Source organism: Dyella sp. (genome assembly GCF_051954575.1).
In the GTDB taxonomy this organism is placed as follows: domain Bacteria; phylum Pseudomonadota; class Gammaproteobacteria; order Xanthomonadales; family Rhodanobacteraceae; genus Dyella_B.
Map to the genome: position 1 here is coordinate 1 of NZ_JBQCHP010000116.1, position 18,522 is coordinate 18,522.

The following is an 18,522-nucleotide window of genomic DNA, read 5'->3' on the forward strand; positions in this document are numbered from 1 at the left end:
TTTCGACTACACCATCGAGTGCTACGTGCCGGCGGCCAAGCGGCGCTACGGTTATTACGTGCTGCCAATCCTGTATCGCGGGCGCCTGATCGGACGCCTCGACGCCAAGGCGCATCGCGCCGAAGGCGTGTTCGAGGTCAAGGCTTTGTTTCTGGAAGAGGGTATGGCGCCGAGCGACCGCATGCTGGTGGAAGTGGCGCAAGCGATCGCCGCCACTGCAGTCTGGCATGGCACGCCCAAGGTGCGGCTAGGGCGCTGTCGTCCTGCGCAACTGGCATCGGTTCTACGTTCGCACTGGCACGCTTGAGGTCAGTGCGACGTGGCCGTGCCGCCCGAAGCCTGGGCAGTAGCCGCGCAGGGGCGTCCTTGCAAGGTGTCGCGCAACTGCTGGGACAGGCCTTGGCAGCGGCTGGCCAGATATGGGCGTACGCCTGGATCGCCAGCTTCCTGCAGCAGCGTGTCGCGCATCGCCTGGTAATGGCTTTGCAGCGCATCGGGCGGATAGGTCCCGGCCGCGCGATGGCAAGCCAGATAGGTGTTCAGGTAGGTATCGCAGGCGGCGATGCCGGTGGTGGCCGAAGCGCCGGAAGTCGCGGGTGGAACTGGTTTTTTTACCGAATGGCTGCAGCCGAAAAGCAGCAGGTTCGACGTCAAGAAAATGGCCTTTGTCAAATGAGGCCAACGAACGAAACCTGCCGCATTATCTTGTTTCATCGCGCGTCATCACGAAACCATCACAATGGATGCTGCTTAGCATACCTGTTGGGCATTAAAGACTGCTTCCTGAACGTGCATTCGCTTTATCGCTTCGTTTGCAGGTATGATGCGCGCACTGTGTTTGCCAGGTCACCAGAGTCACGTGACCCGATGCGCCCGATTACGATCTGCCTCATCGCTTCACCCCCTTGGGTTTTCCTTTGCACACCAGTAAGCAGGCTCCGCTTGCGGGGCCGAGTCTCTATTGAAAACTTGAGTTTGGAGTAAGCAACATGTCTGATCGTCAGATCGGTACCGTCAAATGGTTCAACGATGCCAAGGGTTTCGGCTTCATCAGCCGCGACAATGGCCCAGATGTTTTCGTGCATTTCCGCGCGATCCAGGGCAATGGCTTCAAGAGCCTGCAGGAAGGCCAGAAGGTCAGCTTCAAGGTAGTGCAGGGCCAGAAGGGCCTGCAGGCCGATGAAGTGCAAGTGGCCTAATTGCCTATCTAAATCGATATAAATCGATTTAAAAGCCGGGCTAAATGCCCGGCTTTTTATTTGCGCATTATCGAAACGCAAATGGACGAATGTGATTCGGCGCGTGAATTTTCCATCACATATCGATTCACGAAAATCACTATGCTTTGCCCACTGGCTGGCCGGCAACTGCGTGTTCGCCAAGCAATTATTGGTGAAGCGTGCGATTGGGATATCGGCGTGCCGGTGGCCGTTTGCCCGGGTGGGCAGCGGTTTTCATTAGTTAGCGCTTGAACGGGATGGGGTAAGTCATGTCGGAAGAACGTGCAGCGGGCACAGTCAAGTGGTTTAACGACGCCAAGGGATACGGGTTCATCAGCAGCGAGAAGAGCGGTGACCTGTTCGTGCACTTCAAGTCTATCCGGGGCAACGGTTTTAAATCGCTCAAGGAAGGCCAGAAGGTGACGTTCGTTGTAAAGAATGGGCCGAAAGGCCTGCAGGCAGAGGAGGTTGATGCGGAGGATGCCGGAAACGGACATCAACGCCGCTAACGCGATTGGCCCCCAGCTAATCACCAAAAAGCCGGGGCTGCCCCCGGCTTTTTTTACGCCGTGGCCGCGTGAATTTCTCATCACATTTCCTTTCACGGAAGTGATTAAGCTGTATTTACTGTGTCTGCTCGACGAGACGCGTCCGCACTGCGGTCTAGCCCGCATGGCCCACCCGTATTTTCGGCAAACCCAGTAAGCCGTCGGCTCGGGCGGGTCGAATGGTCTCAAAGTTCGATGCTTGAAAACGGAGTAAGTCATGTTGGAACAATCAGCACGCGAAACGGGCACGGTGAAATGGTTCAACGATGCCAAGGGTTTCGGCTTCATCAGCCGCGCGAACGGTCCAGACGTGTTCGTGCATTTCCGAGCCATCCAGGGCAATGGTTTCAAGAGCCTGAAGGAAGGCGAGAAGGTCGAGTTCAAGGTGGTGCAGGGGCAAAAGGGGTTGCAGGCCGATGAGGTAAGCAAGGCATAACCCTTCGTCTTCAACGATTTGAAGGCCGGCGTACATGCCGGCCTTTTTGTATCTTGAGGTAGCTGCTATCGATGTCTGCCTTTCCTGCATCTTCTTCGACGCATGCCACCGCCACGTTCGTTGTGCCGGTCATGGCGGCGCACGATGTGCGCAGCGAATTGATCTGCGTGCAGCCGACCGATGACCCCAGGCGAGTGATGTATTGGTTGCCGGCGATGGGTGTGCCTGCGAAGCACTACTTGCCGCTGGCCGAGGCGTTCGCGGCACACGGCGTGGCCGTGGCGTTGCACGAATGGCGCGGTATCGGTTCCAGCAATTGCCGCGCCGGCCGGCATAGCGACTGGCGCTATCGCGACTTGCTCGAAGCGGATCTGGCTGCCGGTATGCGGGAGGCCCGGTCGCGCTGGCCGGATGCAACGATATGGATCGGCGGCCACAGCCTGGGTGGGCAACTGGCGTGCCTCTATGCCAGCTTGCATCGCCATGAGCTTGCCGGCATCACGCTAGTGGCGAGCGGCGCGCCCTATTGGCGAACTTTCGTGCATGCGCCGCTGATCCTTGCTGCGCTTGCGCTGGTGACGCCCCTATCGAAATTGCTGGGTTATCTGCCAGGACGCCGGCTTGGATTTGGCGGCAACGAGGCGCACGGTGTGATCGCCGACTGGTCGCGCAGCGGGCGTACCGGACGCTACGCCGCACGTGGCATGGCCGTGGATTTCGAACAGCAGCTGGCGACCTTGTCCTTGCCGGTGCTGGCATTGCGACTGCGCGACGACTGGCTTGCGCCGTCGTCTTCATTGGACTGGTTGCTGAAGAAGATGCCGCATGCAGCCAGGCAGGTTGACGTCGTCGCGCCGGATCGACTGGCGGGCCAGGCGGCGGATCATTTCACCTGGATGAAAGTGCCCGATTGCATCGCCGCACAACTGGCGCAAGGGATGGAAAGCTTTTCCGCCCGCACTTGATCATGGTTCGATCGCCGCCATGTTCTCGCTTTCGTTTGCTGTGATGGTTCCTTCCATGAAGCTGTTCGAGCCTTTTACCCAGCGAAGCCAGACGCTGCGCAATCGCATCGTGATCTCACCGATGTGCCAGTACTCCGCACAGGATGGCGTGCCCAATACGTGGCATTCGGTGCACCTGGGCAGTCGTGCGACGGGCGGTGCGGGCGTGGTGATAACGGAAGCTACCGCGGTATCGCCGGAAGGGCGCATTTCCGCATACGACACCGGCATCTGGAATGATGCCCAGCGCGATGCATGGCGATCCATCGCCGCATTCATCGCCGAACAGGGGGCCGTTCCCGGCATGCAGCTGGCGCATGCGGGGCGCAAGGCCAGCGCATGGCGTCCGTGGGAAGGCGGTGGTTCGCTGCCCCCTGAGCAGGGTGCATGGCAGACCGTGGCGCCATCGGCGATTCCGTTCGACAAGGACTGGCATGTGCCGCAAGCGCTGAATGGCGACGGCATCCGCAAGGTGGTTGAGAATTTCCGTGCGGCCGCGATACGCGCCAAGGAGGCGGGCTTCAAATTGATCGAGCTGCACGGCGCGCATGGCTATTTGCTGCATCAGTTCCTGTCGCCGCTCAGCAACCGGCGCGACGACGATTACGGCGGCAGTTTCGAAAACCGCACGCGCCTGTTGCGCGAAGTGATCGTGGCGGTGCGCGAGGTATGGCCGGACGAGCTGCCACTGTGGCTGCGCATCTCCGCGACGGACTGGGCCGATCATGGCTGGAGCATCGACGACAGCGTGCGCCTGGCTGGCGAGCTGCCAGCACTGGGCGTGGATCTGGTCGACGTGTCCAGCGGCGGCCTGGTGCCGCACGTAAAGATTCCTCTCGGCCCGGGTTACCAGGTGCCGTTTGCGGCGCGGATTCGACAGGAAACCGGTATTGCCACCGGCGCCGTCGGCCTGATCACCGAACCGGCGCAGGCCGATGGCATCATCGCCGGCGGTGCGGCGGACGTGGTACTGATTGCGCGCGCCAGCTTGCGCGATCCCTACTTTCCGCGCCGCGCTGCGCAGGAACTGGGTGCAAGCCTTACGCCCCCGGTGCAATATCAGCGTGCCTGGTAAAACGGAACCGCATAGGTGGACGCCACTCCCAGCTTGATCGAAAACCCGCGCCTGCACGATCTTGGCGATGGCTTCGTCGTACGACGCATGCTGCCGGTGCTGCTGGCGCGCCATGTTGGGCCGTTCGTGTTCTACGACCATATGGGGCCGGCCGATTTCGCGCCCGGCAAAGGCCTGGACGTGCGCCCGCATCCGCATATCGGCCTGGCTACCGTCACGTGGTTGTTCGAAGGCAGCATTCGCCATCGCGACAGCGTAGGCAGCCTGGCCGACATCATGCCGGGCGCGGTGAACTGGATGACCGCCGGCCGTGGCATTGCGCATTCGGAGCGCACGCCACCGGATGCGCGCAAAAGCGGGCAGCGCATGCATGGCATCCAAGTGTGGGTAGCGTTGCCGCGCGAGTACGAGGAAGTGGCGCCCGAGTTCCATCATCACGCGGCCGAAACCCTGCCGCGCATCCGCAAGCCCGGCGCGGAACTGGTACTTATCGCCGGCACCGCTTACGGCAGCGCCTCGCCGGTGAGAGTGTTCGCGCCGATGTTCTTCATCGAAGCGCACCTGGAAGCGGGCGCGGAAGTACCGTTGCCAGAGGAGCATGCGGAACGCGGCGTGCACGTGGTCGAGGGCGAAGTGAGCTGGGGCGAGGTGGCGCTGTCGTCCACCCAGATGGCCGTGCAGGCGGGGCCATTCGCGCCGGTAGTTCGAGCCCGCGCCGCCAGCCGGGTGATGTTCTTCGGCGGTGCGCCGCTGGACGGTGAACGGCACCTTTGGTGGAACTTCGTTTCCAGCTCGAGCGAGCGTATCGAACAGGCGAAGGCGGATTGGCTGGCGCAGCGTTTCGGCAAAGTCGCGGGCGACGAGGAAGAATTCATTCCGCTGCCGGCGTGACGGGGTGCACATGCATCGGCGCACCAGGGGCATTACGCTGCCGCGATGGAGCACTGTGGAGAGCCGTCGTGTCCGCATTCGCCAGCTTTCGTGACTTCTATCCCTATTACCTCAACGAGCACCGCGATCGCCGTTGCCGCCGCCTGCATTTCATCGGCAGCTCGCTGGTGCTCCTGATCGTGCTGTTCGCACTCGGCTCAGGCAGGCTGGCATGGTTGTGGCTGGCGCCGGTGGCCGGTTATGGCTTTGCGTGGATCGGCCACTTCGCATTCGAGAAAAACCGGCCGGCCACCTTCCGCCATCCCTTGTACAGCCTGATGGGGGATTGGGTGATGTATTGGGACGTGCTGCGCGGGAAGGTGAAAATTTGATGGCACTGGCTAAGCGCAGGCTTAGCTTTCCCGCGTAAAAAGCTAGCGCAAGCGTGCCGCCGCAATTCTTTTCGCCTGAATATGCACCAACCTGTCATATGCGCCAGACAACCGATCCATGGGGCACGCGTTACATTTCCGGCACTCTGCCCAGGATCGATAGCGGGATTGTCGGCGCATGAACGAAATCGTCACTTCTGCGATACGTACGGACATGTCGCACCGACGTCATGCGCTTGACGGCGAGGCCGTCTTTGGCGGCGCATCGGTGGCCCGCAAAAGCACATGGACCCACGCGCACGCCAACATGGCATGGATGCTGGCGATCGTGGTGCTCGGGCTCGCGGCGCGACTGTTCCGTATCGATCATCAACCGCTGTGGCTGGACGAAGCACTGACGCTGAAGCGTATTCATCTGGACTTCAACGGCCTGGTTGCCGACAGCTTCTCTAACCGGCATATGCCGACTTATTTCCTGCTGTTGCGGCTGGTGTCGTCGTTCTTTACCGGTGATGCATGGTTGAGAATTCCTTCGGCGCTGTTCGGCGCGATGTCGGCAGGCATGGTGTTCATTATCGCCAGCCGGCTCGCGAGTCGCCGCGCAGGCATCGTCGCGGGTCTGTTGATGGCGCTATCGCCCTTGCAGGTGCAGTATGGACAGGAAGCGCGCTCCTACACGTTGGTGACCTTGCTGATCGGGGTGGCGCTGTGGGGCCTGCTGCGGCTGGCAGAGCAGCCTGAACGCGCGGCGCTCGACCTGCGCAGAACAGAGGCCGGACGGGTGGGCTGGGTCGCGTACGTGTTCGGCACGATTGCCGCACTGGATGTGCTTGGCGATGCGCTGCCGTGGCTGATCGCGTGCAATCTGTCCATGCTGCTGATCTGGCGCAGTCTGGGCACCTCGCTGAGTGCGCGGGCTTTCTGCCGCAATTGGGTGTTGAGCACGATTGCGATCATCGCCTGCACGCTGCCTTTCTACGCAGCCGTTTTCGCGACCAGCGACGGGCAGATGCTGCAGAAGTTCGACTGGATTCCGCAGATGAGCTGGCAGCACATGTGGGTGGTGGCCGGTAGCGTCTATCTGATGCGCATGGTGGCGGTGGTCAAGTTCGATCTCATGCATACCGCGGTGCCGTTGCTTGGCGCCATGGTGGCGCTGGCTGCATGCGCGGGGTTGTTCCGCATGCGCGCCAGGCTGGAAGGCCGCGTACTGTTGTTGAGCGTGCTGGTGCTGCCGCTGTTCATTCTGAGCGTGTCGTTGTTCAAGTCCATGCTGTTGCCGCGCTACGTGCTATGGAGCGCGGTACCGTTCTTTGTGCTGGTGGGCCTGGGCGCCGATCTGCTGCCGCGCCGGGTCTGGACGATGGCCGCAACGCTGTTGTTGCTGCTGGGCGCGGTGAACCTGGGGCCGGTTTACCGGATGGAAACCAAGCCGCGTTGGGACATGGCCGCGGCCACGCTGGCGGCGAACGTACGGCCGGGCGACACGGTGTTCACTGCCGACCCGAATGCGCCCACCATGCTGTCAGTGCTGCATCCCAAGGACGAGCTTCCGCTGGAGTCCACCGCACTGGTCACTTCCCAACTGGACGAGGCGCTGGCGCGCTGGCGGCAGGGTAGCCGCGTATGGGCGGTGAATGGCCGCTCAGCGTTAGGGCAGCGCGAAGAGCTGTCGGACTTCAAGAACCGTATCGCCGCGCTCGGTACGCCCGTCGTGGAAATTCCCGAGGGCAAGGAAATCACCATTCTGATGTTTCCTGCGCCGGACGAAGCCGAGCCGAATTAGGGATTGCCCGCGGCGCCAGTCGCCACGTAGGCTGGGTGGCGACCCAGCAATTTTGGTTCGAGTCGAGTACGTTGGGGCGGTCCTCGCTCGATCAGGGCATTTCTATCAGCGAAACTGCTGATGACACTGCTTGCAGGCTTCATCCACCGGTTTGAGCGCAGCAGCCAGGGCAGGGCAATCGGCCGGCGCGGCTTGCGCTGCCGATTGCAGACTGCTGCGCAACTGCTTGGCGAGATCGTTGAACGGTTGCGGCGTATTGGGGAAGGCGGCCGGGATATCCCCCGCGATCATTTGCATATGCTGCAACTGGTCGAGATTGGCGCCCGCTTCGCAGCGTTGTCCTTTTACGGCCTGCTGCAGCTGTTGGCGATGGAAGCCCATGGTGACCATCAACGCCGGTGGGAACGGATTGCGTTCGCTTAGTGCATTCATGGTGAATGCGGTGCCGATGATGCCGACGACCAGACCGAGCACAATCAGAAGCGCTGCACGCATTGCTGTTCCTTCCGGAGCGGGGGGCAGGAAGCATACCCCAACCCCTTTGCGAACCCTCAAGCCGGGTAAGATGGCGTTTTTTCCGATCCCAAGTAGCAGCGTGATTTTTTGCATCCCTGAAACGGCGGCCGGTGGCTGCCCATGAGCGGCGCGTATCCCTCCGAGCGTTTCGAAGGCGTCGAGCGGTTGTACGGCGCCGGCAGCGTGGCACGCCTGGCGCACAAGCATGTCTGCGTGGTCGGCCTCGGCGGCGTCGGTTCCTGGGCGGCCGAGGCGCTGGCACGTTCGGGCGTGGGCCGGCTCACCCTGATCGACGCCGATGAAGTGTGCGTGTCCAACACCAATCGCCAGTTGCACGCGCTGGATGGCGAATACGGCAAGCCCAAGGTGGGCGTGATCGCGGCGCGCGCGCACGCGATCAACCCGGCGATCCGGCTGGAAGCCATCGAACGTTTTCTCACGCCCGCCACATTGGACGAATTGCTCGACCGCGGCTACGACGTGGTGCTGGACGCCTGCGATGCCTTCCGCGTCAAACTGGAAGCGATCGCCTGGTGCCGCCGCCGCAAGCTGCCGGTGGTGACGGTGGGGTCGGCCGGCGGGCGCACGGATCCCACGCAGATTCGCGTGCGCGATCTCTCGCGCACCGAGCACGACGCCATGTTCAGTCTGATCCGCAAGAAGCTCCGCCAGGATTTCGGCTTTCCGCGCAATCCGGATCGCTACTTCGGCGTGTCAGCGGTGTATTCGTTGCAGAACGTGCAGTATCCGCAGCCGGATGGAACGGTGTGCGGCACACGTCCGCCTGGCGGCGATTCCCTGAATCTCGCTTGCGGTGGCGGCCTCGGGGCGGCCACCCACGTCACTGGCGCGTTTGCATTTGCGGCGGTGGGCAAGGTGATGGAGAAATTGCTCGCCGCCGACTGAGCGTCACCCGCGCAAGGCCTGTGCGAGGATGGCGAGCCCTTCTTCCAGCACGCCGTCTTCGATGGTCAGCGGAAACAGGAAGCGGATTACGTTGCCATAGGTGCCGCAGGTCAACAGCAGCAGGCCTGCTGCCTGGGCCCGCTGCTGCACCTGCTTGGCGAACGCCGGATCGGGCTGGCCGTTGGCCTGCATGAACTCCACCGCCACCATCGCGCCGTGTCCGCGAATATCCGCGATTTGCGGCACGTGTTCGCGCAGGCTTTGCAACTGCTGCTTCAGGCGCAGGCCCAGGCGCTCCGCGCGGGCGCAAAGCTGTTCTTCCTCGATCACATCGAGCACGGCATGCGCGGCAGCGATCGCCAGCGGATTGCCCGCATAGGTGCCCCCGAGGCCACCGGGCGCGGGCGCATCCATGAGTTCGGCGCGGCCGATCACGCCCGACAACGGCATGCCACCGGCAAGGCTCTTGGCCACCGTCATCAGGTCGGGCAACACGTCGTAATGCTCCATCGCGAACAGCTTGCCCGTGCGCGCGAAGCCGGTCTGGATTTCATCGGCGATCAACAGGATGCCGTGCTGGTCGCACAGTGCCCGTAGGGCACGCATGAAATCGGGCGGCGCGACATGGAAGCCGCCTTCGCCTTGCACGGGTTCCAGAATGAACGCGGCGACCTGCCTGGGATCGATATCCGCCTTGAACAGGTGCTCGATAGCGCGCAGCGAATCGGCCACGCTCACGCCATGCAGGGGGATCGGCGCCGGCACGTGGAAGACGCTGCCTGGGAACGGGCCGAATCCGGCCTTGTACGGCAGCACCTTGCCGGTGAGCGCCATGCCCATGAAGGTGCGGCCATGGAAGCCACCGCCCAACGCAACAATACCTGGGCGGCCAGTGGCGCAGCGCGCAATCTTGACGGCGTTCTCCACGGCTTCGGCGCCGGTGGTGAAGAACGCCGTCTTCTTGGCGTGCGCACCCGGCGCCAGGCGGTTCAGGCGTTCGGCCAGCGCAACGGCGCTTTCATACGGCACGACCTGGTAAGCCGTATGCATGAAGTTTTCCAACTGCGCTTCGACGGCTTGCAGCACACGTGGATGGCGGTGACCGACATTGAGCACGGCGATGCCAGAGCCGAAGTCGATGTAGCGCCGGCCTTCGACATCCCATAGTTCGGCATTGCGGGCGTGCTGGGCGTAGATGGAAAAACCGATGCCCACGCCGCGGGGCGTGGCCGCGATACGACGCGCGTCGATGCTGGCGTTGCTGAAGGAGGGCGTGTCGGCGGAACGGTTGCGCGTGTGGAGGATGGCATCGGTCATGGGGCGAACTCGATCTGGGTGGGAAATCAGTGGTCGGCGATGCGGTGGCCGACTCGCTGCGCGGCGGCGGCGCGGGCGTGTGCGGCCTGGGCGATATCCAGCGTCACGTCGACGGCGGTTTCGTTCGACGCATCGGCAAGCGCGACGGTTTTGCCGAACGGATCGGCCACGTGGCTTTCTCCGCTGAAACGGTACTGGTCGCCAGGCCCTACGCGATTGGCCATGGCGATGTAGCACTGGTTGTCCATGGCGCGCACGGGAATGGCGTTGCGATGCATGTAGCCATAGGGATGCATCATCCCGTCGAGCAACACGATCAGGTCGGCGCCCTGGCGGGCCAGTTGCCGTACAGGGTCAGGAAATTCGATATCGAAGCAGATGAGCAGGCCAATCCGGATGCCGCGCCATTCGCACACTGGAAACGTGGTACCGGGCTCGAACACGCCGCGGTCCGAATCGTACAAGTAGTTTTTCCGATAATGCAGGCGTACTTCGCCATTGGCATCGATCAGCACCGCGGCGTTGAAATAGCGACCTTCGACGTTCTCCGCGAAACCGATGGCCACGCTCACGCCAGCGCGCTGCGCTGCAGTACGAATGGCCCAGATCGATGGGCCGTCCACCCGCTCGGCAAGCTGCGCAATGTTCTGTGGCGTGGGAAAACCGCAGATGTGCGTTTCCGGAAATACCACCAGATCCACCTTGCCAGCGCTCGCTGCAATGGCGCGCAATGCCTTGGCGAGGTTGCCCGGGATATCGCCATCGGCCAGGGTAGGTTGGATCAGTCGAAGATGTAGCGCACTCATGGCAGGCGTCCACGGAAATCATGACCGTTGCGTTCGACGGTGCAGATGACTTCCTCTTCCGCGCGTAAATCGAGCGACCGCGCAAGCAGCAGATAGACGACGCCGGCTACTACCAGCCCCACCAGCCAGGCGATGTCGACGCCTTCGAGCTTGCGCGCGAAATAGCCGACGAAGATTTCCTGATTCTCGCCACTGTCGACGATATAGAAAAACGGAACCATCGCGACGAAACCGATCAGGTAGGCGGCGATGCCGCGCATCTGCCACGCACCGTAGATGCCGCGCGGCGTGAAGAAATGTGCAATGGCGTAGCGTCCCTTGCGCACGAAGAAATAGTCCACCAGGTTGACCGCTGTCCACGGCACCAGGAAATACAGCAGAAGAAGCAGGAAGGTATGCAGTAAGGCGATGCCGTCGCTCCTGATCGACAAGGTGCACCCGAGCAGCACCATGCTGATGGTGGCGATGGCGATGATGCGATGGCGGCGCGTCGGCCGGATACGCCGCACGGAATCCACCCCGGTCAGCACGGTGAGCATGGCGCTATAGGTGTTGAGCGAAATGATCGGCAGAAAACCAAGAACGGAAATGATTACCACCACGTTGCCGAAACCGGGGAGCAGCATATTGCCCACCTGGTTCAGCGAGGCCAACGCGTCGCTGGCATGCAACTGCTGCGCCAGCCACGCACCTAGTCCGATCATCCATGCTCCCGATAGGGAAGCGCCGACAAAAATGGTGGCGATCAGTTTTTTGGGGCAGGTGTGCCTGGGCAGATAACGGGAATAATCCGACACGTAGGGTGCATAGGAAATGTTGTAGCCGGCGGCGATCGCGAACTGGGTGAAGAAGGCGATCCAGTTGAAACCCGGCATGGATTCGGCGGGTACCGCCATTGCAGGGCTGGTGCCGAATATCAATGCCGCCGTGACGATGGCATACAACGGTAGCGTGGCCATCAAGGTCCAGCTGAAGACCTTGTGCATCAAGTCATGGCCATAGATCGACAGCAGCGCGCCGAGCACCACCGACACGATCGCCACGATCGTCGGATCGAAACCGAACACGCTCTTCAAGCCCTGCATGATGAGCGTAACGTTCACCACGTTGAAGCCCACGAACACGAACAGCGTGGCCAGCAGCGCGAGGATCACGCCGCGATAGCCGAACTGCGCGCGCGACTGGATCATCTGTGGGAGCCCCATGTGCGGCCCTTGAGAACCATGGAAGGCCATGAAGATGGTGCCGAACATGATGCCGAGCGTGCCGGCCAGCGCCGTCCATGCTGCCGACAAACCCATGGCTGGCCCGACGAAGCCGATGGAAATGGTGAAGAAATGGAAGTTGCCCAGGAACCAGAACGGGCCCTGACTGCGGAGTCTGGCGTGCCGTTCGCCTTCCGGCACGTAATCGATAGAACGGTTTTCGACCTGCGTGATGGTGGAGCGATTCATAGGCGCATCCTTGGCTGGTTCGGTTTCAGTCGCGGCGCGGCACGCCGGGCATCACGCACAAGAGCTCGTAGGCGAGATTGGCGGCGAGCAAGGCAGTGGTGCCGTGCGGGTCGTACGGAGGGGAAACTTCCACCACGTCAGCCCCGATCAGTTCCAGGCCCCATGCGCCGCGGATCACTTCCAGCGTTTGTGGCACGGTGAGCCCGGCGATTTCCGGCGTACCCGTGCCTGGTGCATAGGCCGGGTCGATGCCATCGATGTCTAGCGTGAAATACACTGGCCCGCCACTTACTTTTTCGCGTACTTCCTCCATCAGAGGTGCGAGCGAGTGCCCCCAGCATTCCTCCGCCTGTACCACCCGAAAGCCGCGCTCGCGGCACCAATCGAAATCCTCCGCGGTATAGCCGGTGCCACGCAGGCCGATCTGCGCGACGCGCTTCGGATCGATCAGCCGTTCTTCCACCGCGCGGCGGAACGTCGTGCCATGAGCGATTTTTTCGCCGAACATGGTGTCGTTGACGTCGGCGTGCGCATCAATGTGAATCAAACCGATGGGTCCGTGCCGTTTGCGCAGAGCGCGCAGGATGGGAAGGGTGATGGTATGGTCCCCGCCCAGGGTGATCGGCCGGCATCCGGCTCGAGTGATGTCGGAATACGCTTGTTCAATGCGTAGGATGGCATCGGCCATGTTGTACGGATTGATCGCAACGTCGCCGAGGTCCGCCACCCGCAGCGCATCGAACGGTGCCGCCCGCGTGGCCATGTTGTAGGGCCGCAGCAACACCGATTCGCTACGGATCTGACGTGGCCCGAAGCGCGTGCCGGAACGGTTGGAAGTGCCCTGGTCGAGCGGAACGCCGATGAAACCCGCGTCCAGCAGGGACGGATCACTGATTTCAGGCAAGCGCATCATGGTGGCGATGCCGCCGAACCGTGGCATCTCGTTGCCGCCGAGCGGCTGATAGAGGCTTTCATGCATCGTTGCGCTCCTGCCTATCCATCGGGAACTGCATGCGTGGACTCCATTCATCGCTAGCACGTGCCTCCGATCCTAGGCGGGCGCCGTCGCCGCTTCCATCACCCATGCAATGCACTTACATTGATGAAAAGCGATGTATCAAAAGGAGTTGAGCCATGCTGGCCAGCCTGTCCGATCTGGATCTGCGCCTGATCCGCGTCTTCATCACGATTGTGGATGCCGGTGGTTTGTCGGCCGCACAGGCGCGACTCAATGTCGGCCAATCCACTTTGAGCAGCCAGCTCGCCACGCTGGAAACGCGGCTGGGCTTTCGTTTGTGCAAGCGCGGGCGCGGCGGTTTTCGGTTGTCACCCAAAGGTGAACGCTTTGTGCCCTTGGCGCGCGATCTGCTTGCCGCTGTGAACGAGTTTGGCGTGCAGGCGCGCAACCTGGACCGCAAGCTGGTCGGCACATTGCAGATCGGTTTGATCGGGCATGTTTCCGTGGAAAGAAACGTGCGTATTGCACAAGCCATCGCGCGGTTCCGCCAGCGGGACGAGGCGGTGCAATTTGCGTTGTTCGTCCACTCGCCCGATGAACTGGAGGCGCAACTGCTCAGTGGCCGATTGCAGCTTGCGATAGGGTACTTCTGGCATCGACTCGCCACGCTTGAATACACGCCACTGTTCACCGAGCGCCAGCTGGCGTATTGCGGGCGCGGGCACCCTTTGTTCGACCGCGCAGGTCGTGTGACGCCGGACGATTTGGCCGGACATGAATGGACCTGGCGCAGTTATCCCTTGCCCGAGGCAGGTTCGTTGCTGCCACCATCCAACGTGAAGGCAGTCACCGATAATATGGAAGCGACCGCCGTATTGATTCTGTCCGGCCGGCATCTTGGCTATTTGCCAGAGCACGTTGCGGCGCCTTACCTCGCGATGGGCTTGCTGTCGCCGCTTGATCCTTCCGTTTTCTATTATGACGTTCCTTTCCATGTGGTAAGGCGCAAGCGGACGTTGCCCGAGGATATGACGGCGGCTTTTCTGGAGGATCTGCTGCATGCGTATCCGCAGGAGGGATGAATGTGATTCATGTCCAACATGATGCGCGGTTCTTTACGTAGTTTTCGCGATAACAGCTACTACACTGCGCTGCCTTTTCGCATGCTGCACTGTGACGCGTTTCTGTCGGTGATCGTCATCGTCACGATGCATCGAAACCGGGTCAGGTTGGTTCAGCCCGGATAAGGTGTGGAACATCCTGTCGTCCAGGATGCATGAGATAGCCAAGCGGTTCGATGTCCACCTGCAGCATTCTCGCAGGATCGTGTGCGTGGTACAGACGCCCCGGTGTTCGCTCCGGGGAACATGGCGTTTTCATTTTCTATGGAGAGAGCTCATGTCATCGATTCCTTCGCGCAGCCGTTTTACTCCCAAGACTCGCAATGTCGATCTGACGGCATTGATCCCCGATTTCCCTTTCGATTACGGCGGCTTTCTCGAGGCAGCTAGAGGCAGGCCGTCGCTGTTTCAACCGCCGCAGGACCCTGTGTACCGTGCCAAACGCATTTTGGTGGTGGGCGCGGGTGCTACCGGTGCCGTAGCTGCGTACGAGCTGTTGCGTATGGGATTCAGGCCCGTACTGGTGGAGGCGTCTGATCGTTATGGTGGCCGTTTGGATTCACACCGTCTAGGCGACGGCAATCAGCAAGTCATCGCGGAACTGGGAGCCATGCGTTTCCCCATGTCGGGAAAAGCGGGCAAGCACTATTTCGAAAAACTTGGCATGTGGCAGAACTCGGTGGATTTTCCCAATCCAGGTAGCGCGGAGGCGGTCAGCACGGTCGTCGATTACCGAGGAGAACAGGTGTATTACGAGTACGAGAGCGATGAGTATCCCATCCCGGCCGAGTATGAGCAGTTGGAAGAAGATATGTTTGATGAACAGGGCTTTCTCAATAGGTATGCGCGCTTGTATGACATGCAGAGTTGGATGACCGGCGACATCGATAACGATAAGCAGAAAAATATCAAGGATGTCTGGAATGAGCTGCTGAATGGAGATGGGCAGCTAAATGAAAAGTGGGATGACCTCAGCTTTTACGGTGCGCTGACCAAGATTTCGGGCTGGAGCCCAGAGCAAATCAACCTGTTTGGCCAAATCGGGTTTGGTACGGGAGGCTGGAATACGGACTTTCCCAACAGCATTCTCGAAGTGATGCGGGTGCTTTATACCGGATTGGACGTGGATCATCGGTTGATGTTCGACGGTACCTCCACCTTGCCAAATAAGTTGATTACGCTGACTCCAGCGCAATTGGGAGACAGTTCCGATGGCAGCACTGCGAACTTGAGCGTAGAGCGCACGAGTATTGAATTCCTGCAAGCTCATTTTCCTGAAGGGGCCTCTGCGCTGGGTAAGGAAGTCAGGCATATCGCCAGGAACCAGTCCAATACGTTGATGGCGACCATTCGCGATACCGCAAGTAGCGAGGAAAAGAAGCTTGAGTTCGACGCCGTTATTTATACTCCCCATGTGCGTATTCTCGACAAGTTCCGCCATTACGGTACTGGGGAAGATTACCGCGCAACCACACAGTTGCTGAGCGCCGACTTATGGGAGGCGATCGAATACACGCATTACATGCAGTCGGCCAAGATATTCATGGCTACCAAGGAGCCGTTCTGGAAGGAACGCCTTCCTCCCGCAGGCGAGGAGACGCTAGGCAAGTTCCCCATGAGCGTGACTTTGTCGGACCGGCTCACCCGCGGCACGTACCTTATAGATTATGGTGAAAACCCCTCTCCGGGCGGTGTCAAAGGTTCGGGCATCTTCCTTTCTTACACCTGGAACGACGATTCACTTAAATTCCTTGGCGATCGCAATGCTTCTGGCGCATTGCTGACGCATGCGCACATGTGCCGCACCGTATTGCAGGACATCTATCCCAATTTGCGCTTGGTCGATTACCTCGCGCCAGGGAGCAATGTGGAGGTCGAAATCAACTGGGAAGACGAGCCGCTTTATCTCGGAGCCTTCAAGATGAATCTACCCGGGCAGTATGAGTATCAGCGGCGGTTGTTCTCGCAGTTCATGGCGGGTTTTGAGGGAAATGGCGTGCCCGATCCGTTAGTGTTGGCGGGCGACGATACGTCCTGGACAGCCGGCTGGGTGGAGGGCGCGATCAGTTCGGCGATCAATGCAGTAAACAAGATCGCATGGATGTTTAGCGGCACGGACTGGCCTGGTGTGCGAAGCCCCATGTCTGCCTGGCCCAGGCTCCGGCCCATTGAATTATCCGCACCAGAAATGCCAGCTCGCACGACACAGCGAGCGGCCGCCACCAAAGAGCCGAGCGAGATCATCTAATCGAGCGCGCGCAACCAGCACCGATATGTTGAGGCAACGCACAAAGGAGGGCGGCGCAACCGGCCGCCCTCCTTGTGTGGGGATCACCACCCCATGTAATGCCCACCGTTGATCGCCAGGTTCGCTCCGGTGATCCAACTGGCATCTTCGGTGGTGAAGAACGCCACGGCGTGCGCGATTTCCTCCGGCTTGCCCAGGCGGCCGACCGGAATCTGCGCGACGATCTTCTCGCGCACTTCTTCGGGCACCGCCATTACCATGTCGGTGGCGACATAGCCGGGCGAGACGGTGTTGACGGTGATGCCGAAGCGCGCATTTTCCTGCGCCAGCGAGATAGTGAAGCCATGCATGCCGGCCTTCGCTGCGGCGTAGTTGGCCTGGCCGTACTGGCCCTTCTGGCCGTTGATGGAGCTGATCTGCACGATGCGGCCCCACTTGCGGCTACGCATGTCCTCGATGATCGGGCGAGTGACGTTGAAGCAGGCGTTGAGGTTGGTGTTCACCACGTCCATCCACTGCTGGTAGGTCATCTTGTGGAAAGTGGTGTCGCGGGTGATGCCGGCGTTGTTGACCAGGATGTCCACCGGACCGACCTTGTGGTGGATCGCGTTGATCATGTTCTCGCAGGAGACCGGATCGGACACGTCGCCAGGCACCAGCGTCACCTCGACGCCATCCTGCACTATGGTCTTGCGCCATGCTTCGGCCTTGGCCTCGTCGCGGTAGTTCGTGACAACTTTGTGTCCCTGCTTGGACAGGTAGCGCACGATGGCCGTGCCAATGCCGCCGGTGCCGCCCGTGACGAGTGCCGTACGCTGGGTCATGCCTTTCTCCTTGTAATGTCTACGTAATAAGCCGCGCGCGTCGCGCGAACCGGTTGAGGTTATACGCAGACATCATGAAGGCCTAGCGGTTTTCGAGATCACGGTACGACTGCGCATCGCTTCGTTATACAGGGTTAAGCGACGCGATGATCGCTGCATTGCGTCAATCGATGCGGGGCGAAATGCCCGAGCGCGGCCTGCAACAGTTCGGACGGATGGACGGCCGTTTCCTCGGGCGCGACGCCCAGAAAAGTAAGCGCGCGGCGCAGCGCCGGCATCGGATCGGCGGGATCGACTTCCCGCGAGCGTTCGGATTTGGACAATTTGCGACCTTCGCTGTCCAGCACCAGCGGCAGATGCAAGTAGTGCGGCGTAGGCAGACCTAGGCAATGCTGTAGCCAGATCTGCCGTGGCGTGGAATCCAACAGGTCGCTGCCGCGCACCACCTGGGTGATACCCTGCCAGGCATCGTCGACCACGCAGGCAAGCTGATAGGAATAGAAGCCCTCGACGCGGCGGATCACAAAATCGCCGACGGCTTCCCGCAAGGCCTGTTGCTGCGGCCCTTGCAGCGCATCCACGAAGGCGATGCGCTCGTCCGTAACGCGCATGCGCCAGGCTGGTGCACGAGCGGGATCGGGGCGAGCGATGCATCGCCCGTCGCGATGGATGCCACCCGCCGCGGCCAGGTCGCTGCGGCTGCACCAGCAGGGAAAGACCAGCCCGTCGCGCCGCAGTCGTTCGAAGGCTGCGTCATAAGCGTCCATGCGGGACGACTGATACTCGATGGGTGCGTCGGGCACCAGCCCGAAAGCGGGCAGGGCGCCGAGGATGGCCGCGGCCGAGCCCGGCACTTCACGCGGCGGGTCGATGTCCTCCATCCGCACCAGCCATTGGCCGCCCGCGTGGCGAGCGCACAACCAGCTGCCCACGGCGGCGACCAGGGAGCCCGCGTGCAGGAGACCGGTGGGGGAAGGGGCAAAGCGCCCGCGATAGTCCATCGCATCATTCTACGTAAGCTGACTGGATGATCGGTACCGG

Annotated in this window: 20 protein-coding genes; 12 read left to right on the plus strand and 8 right to left on the minus strand. The window is 61.2% G+C overall.

Annotated elements, in window-relative coordinates; translation table 11 throughout:
• Window positions 1-307, plus strand: a 307-nt coding sequence (locus ACTHNE_RS15390; protein ID WP_440269718.1) for a DNA glycosylase AlkZ-like family protein, incomplete at its 5' end; no start/stop codon positions are given.
• 2 nt (window positions 308-309) lie between these two features.
• Here ACTHNE_RS15390 and ACTHNE_RS15395 read toward each other — a convergent pair.
• Window positions 310-654, minus strand: a complete 345-nt coding sequence (locus ACTHNE_RS15395) for a hypothetical protein (RefSeq protein ID WP_324945863.1) — start codon at window positions 652-654, stop codon at window positions 310-312.
• A 335-nt stretch (window positions 655-989) separates the two neighbouring features.
• Between ACTHNE_RS15395 and ACTHNE_RS15400 the strand changes: the two genes are divergently transcribed.
• From ACTHNE_RS15400 to ACTHNE_RS15435, 8 genes are all read left to right on the plus strand, one after another.
• On the plus strand, window positions 990-1,199 hold the full coding sequence (locus ACTHNE_RS15400; RefSeq protein ID WP_311838998.1) for a cold-shock protein: 210 nt from the start codon (window positions 990-992) through the stop codon (window positions 1,197-1,199).
• A gap of 290 nt (window positions 1,200-1,489) precedes the next feature.
• Window positions 1,490-1,729: a cold-shock protein gene (locus tag ACTHNE_RS15405; protein WP_324945855.1), complete on the plus strand. Its 240-nt coding sequence runs from the start codon at window positions 1,490-1,492 to the stop codon at window positions 1,727-1,729.
• Window positions 1,730-1,985: 256 nt separating this feature from the next.
• Window positions 1,986-2,204, plus strand: coding sequence for a cold-shock protein (locus ACTHNE_RS15410; RefSeq protein WP_324945852.1), 219 nt, complete (start codon window positions 1,986-1,988; stop codon window positions 2,202-2,204).
• A 131-nt stretch (window positions 2,205-2,335) separates the two neighbouring features.
• A complete protein-coding gene (locus ACTHNE_RS15415) occupies window positions 2,336-3,169 on the plus strand; it encodes an alpha/beta hydrolase family protein (RefSeq protein ID WP_440269719.1) in 834 nt (277 codons plus the stop codon).
• A gap of 55 nt (window positions 3,170-3,224) precedes the next feature.
• Window positions 3,225-4,283: an NADH:flavin oxidoreductase/NADH oxidase gene (locus ACTHNE_RS15420; RefSeq protein WP_324945846.1), complete on the plus strand. Its 1,059-nt coding sequence runs from the start codon at window positions 3,225-3,227 to the stop codon at window positions 4,281-4,283.
• 15 nt (window positions 4,284-4,298) lie between these two features.
• Complete coding sequence (locus tag ACTHNE_RS15425; protein ID WP_324945843.1) at window positions 4,299-5,174, plus strand: pirin family protein; 876 nt, start codon at window positions 4,299-4,301, stop codon at window positions 5,172-5,174.
• Between the two features lie 68 nt (window positions 5,175-5,242).
• Window positions 5,243-5,545 carry a DUF962 domain-containing protein gene (locus tag ACTHNE_RS15430; RefSeq protein WP_324945840.1) on the plus strand — a complete coding sequence of 101 codons (303 nt, stop codon included), beginning with the start codon at window positions 5,243-5,245 and terminating at the stop codon, window positions 5,543-5,545.
• A gap of 178 nt (window positions 5,546-5,723) precedes the next feature.
• Entirely contained in the window at window positions 5,724-7,331 is a 1,608-nt protein-coding gene (locus ACTHNE_RS15435; RefSeq protein WP_324945837.1) for a glycosyltransferase family 39 protein, read from the plus strand.
• A 105-nt stretch (window positions 7,332-7,436) separates the two neighbouring features.
• Here ACTHNE_RS15435 and ACTHNE_RS15440 read toward each other — a convergent pair whose 3' ends face one another.
• Window positions 7,437-7,826: a cytochrome c gene (locus tag ACTHNE_RS15440; protein ID WP_440269720.1), complete on the minus strand. Its 390-nt coding sequence runs from the start codon at window positions 7,824-7,826 to the stop codon at window positions 7,437-7,439.
• Window positions 7,827-7,967: 141 nt separating this feature from the next.
• On the opposite strand from ACTHNE_RS15440, the gene ACTHNE_RS15445 reads away from it, so the two are divergent.
• A complete protein-coding gene (locus ACTHNE_RS15445; RefSeq protein WP_324945831.1) occupies window positions 7,968-8,753 on the plus strand; it encodes a tRNA threonylcarbamoyladenosine dehydratase in 786 nt (261 codons plus the stop codon).
• A 3-nt stretch (window positions 8,754-8,756) separates the two neighbouring features.
• Here the strand turns inward: ACTHNE_RS15445 and gabT are convergent, their stop codons facing one another.
• From gabT to speB, 4 genes are read right to left on the minus strand one after another with little or no spacing between them, the layout of a single operon-like run.
• Window positions 8,757-10,070, minus strand: a complete 1,314-nt coding sequence (gene gabT / locus ACTHNE_RS15450; protein ID WP_324945828.1) for a 4-aminobutyrate--2-oxoglutarate transaminase — start codon at window positions 10,068-10,070, stop codon at window positions 8,757-8,759.
• 26 nt (window positions 10,071-10,096) lie between these two features.
• A complete protein-coding gene (locus ACTHNE_RS15455; protein WP_440269721.1) occupies window positions 10,097-10,876 on the minus strand; it encodes a carbon-nitrogen hydrolase family protein in 780 nt (259 codons plus the stop codon).
• Window positions 10,873-12,330 carry a purine-cytosine permease family protein gene (locus tag ACTHNE_RS15460; protein ID WP_440269722.1) on the minus strand — a complete coding sequence of 486 codons (1,458 nt, stop codon included), beginning with the start codon at window positions 12,328-12,330 and terminating at the stop codon, window positions 10,873-10,875. The genes ACTHNE_RS15455 and ACTHNE_RS15460 overlap by 4 nt, the downstream gene beginning before the upstream one ends.
• 25 nt (window positions 12,331-12,355) lie before the next feature.
• Entirely contained in the window at window positions 12,356-13,309 is a 954-nt protein-coding gene (gene speB / locus ACTHNE_RS15465; protein ID WP_440269723.1) for an agmatinase, read from the minus strand.
• A 155-nt stretch (window positions 13,310-13,464) separates the two neighbouring features.
• Between speB and ACTHNE_RS15470 the strand changes: the two genes are divergently transcribed.
• Together ACTHNE_RS15470 and ACTHNE_RS15475 are read left to right on the plus strand one after the other, a co-directional pair.
• A complete protein-coding gene (locus ACTHNE_RS15470) occupies window positions 13,465-14,370 on the plus strand; it encodes a LysR family transcriptional regulator (protein ID WP_440269724.1) in 906 nt (301 codons plus the stop codon).
• Between the two features lie 316 nt (window positions 14,371-14,686).
• A complete protein-coding gene (locus tag ACTHNE_RS15475; RefSeq protein WP_440269725.1) occupies window positions 14,687-16,657 on the plus strand; it encodes a flavin monoamine oxidase family protein in 1,971 nt (656 codons plus the stop codon).
• Between the two features lie 83 nt (window positions 16,658-16,740).
• On the opposite strand, the gene phbB is transcribed toward ACTHNE_RS15475, so the two are convergent.
• Window positions 16,741-17,481, minus strand: coding sequence for an acetoacetyl-CoA reductase (gene phbB / locus ACTHNE_RS15480; protein ID WP_324939942.1), 741 nt, complete (start codon window positions 17,479-17,481; stop codon window positions 16,741-16,743).
• 134 nt (window positions 17,482-17,615) lie between these two features.
• Window positions 17,616-18,482, minus strand: coding sequence for a tRNA glutamyl-Q(34) synthetase GluQRS (gluQRS, locus tag ACTHNE_RS15485; RefSeq protein ID WP_324939939.1), 867 nt, complete (start codon window positions 18,480-18,482; stop codon window positions 17,616-17,618).
• Window positions 18,483-18,522 lie beyond the last annotated feature (40 nt).

Bases quoted from the DNA above. Each gene is read 5' to 3' on its own strand.
- speB (WP_440269723.1), bottom strand. From the start codon at position 13,309: ATGCATGAAAGCCTCTATCAGCCGCTCGGCGGCAACGAGATGCCACGG.
- phbB (WP_324939942.1), bottom strand. From the start codon at position 17,481: ATGACCCAGCGTACGGCACTCGTCACGGGCGGCACCGGCGGCATTGGC.
- ACTHNE_RS15475 (WP_440269725.1), top strand. From the start codon at position 14,687: ATGTCATCGATTCCTTCGCGCAGCCGTTTTACTCCCAAGACTCGCAAT.
- ACTHNE_RS15470 (WP_440269724.1), top strand. From the start codon at position 13,465: ATGCTGGCCAGCCTGTCCGATCTGGATCTGCGCCTGATCCGCGTCTTC.
- ACTHNE_RS15405 (WP_324945855.1), top strand. From the start codon at position 1,490: ATGTCGGAAGAACGTGCAGCGGGCACAGTCAAGTGGTTTAACGACGCC.
- ACTHNE_RS15410 (WP_324945852.1), top strand. From the start codon at position 1,986: ATGTTGGAACAATCAGCACGCGAAACGGGCACGGTGAAATGGTTCAAC.
- ACTHNE_RS15460 (WP_440269722.1), bottom strand. From the start codon at position 12,330: ATGAATCGCTCCACCATCACGCAGGTCGAAAACCGTTCTATCGATTAC.
- gabT (WP_324945828.1), bottom strand. From the start codon at position 10,070: ATGACCGATGCCATCCTCCACACGCGCAACCGTTCCGCCGACACGCCC.
- ACTHNE_RS15455 (WP_440269721.1), bottom strand. From the start codon at position 10,876: ATGAGTGCGCTACATCTTCGACTGATCCAACCTACCCTGGCCGATGGC.
- ACTHNE_RS15435 (WP_324945837.1), top strand. From the start codon at position 5,724: ATGAACGAAATCGTCACTTCTGCGATACGTACGGACATGTCGCACCGA.
- ACTHNE_RS15445 (WP_324945831.1), top strand. From the start codon at position 7,968: ATGAGCGGCGCGTATCCCTCCGAGCGTTTCGAAGGCGTCGAGCGGTTG.
- ACTHNE_RS15415 (WP_440269719.1), top strand. From the start codon at position 2,336: ATGGCGGCGCACGATGTGCGCAGCGAATTGATCTGCGTGCAGCCGACC.
- ACTHNE_RS15420 (WP_324945846.1), top strand. From the start codon at position 3,225: ATGAAGCTGTTCGAGCCTTTTACCCAGCGAAGCCAGACGCTGCGCAAT.
- ACTHNE_RS15400 (WP_311838998.1), top strand. From the start codon at position 990: ATGTCTGATCGTCAGATCGGTACCGTCAAATGGTTCAACGATGCCAAG.
- ACTHNE_RS15440 (WP_440269720.1), bottom strand. From the start codon at position 7,826: ATGCGTGCAGCGCTTCTGATTGTGCTCGGTCTGGTCGTCGGCATCATC.
- gluQRS (WP_324939939.1), bottom strand. From the start codon at position 18,482: ATGGACTATCGCGGGCGCTTTGCCCCTTCCCCCACCGGTCTCCTGCAC.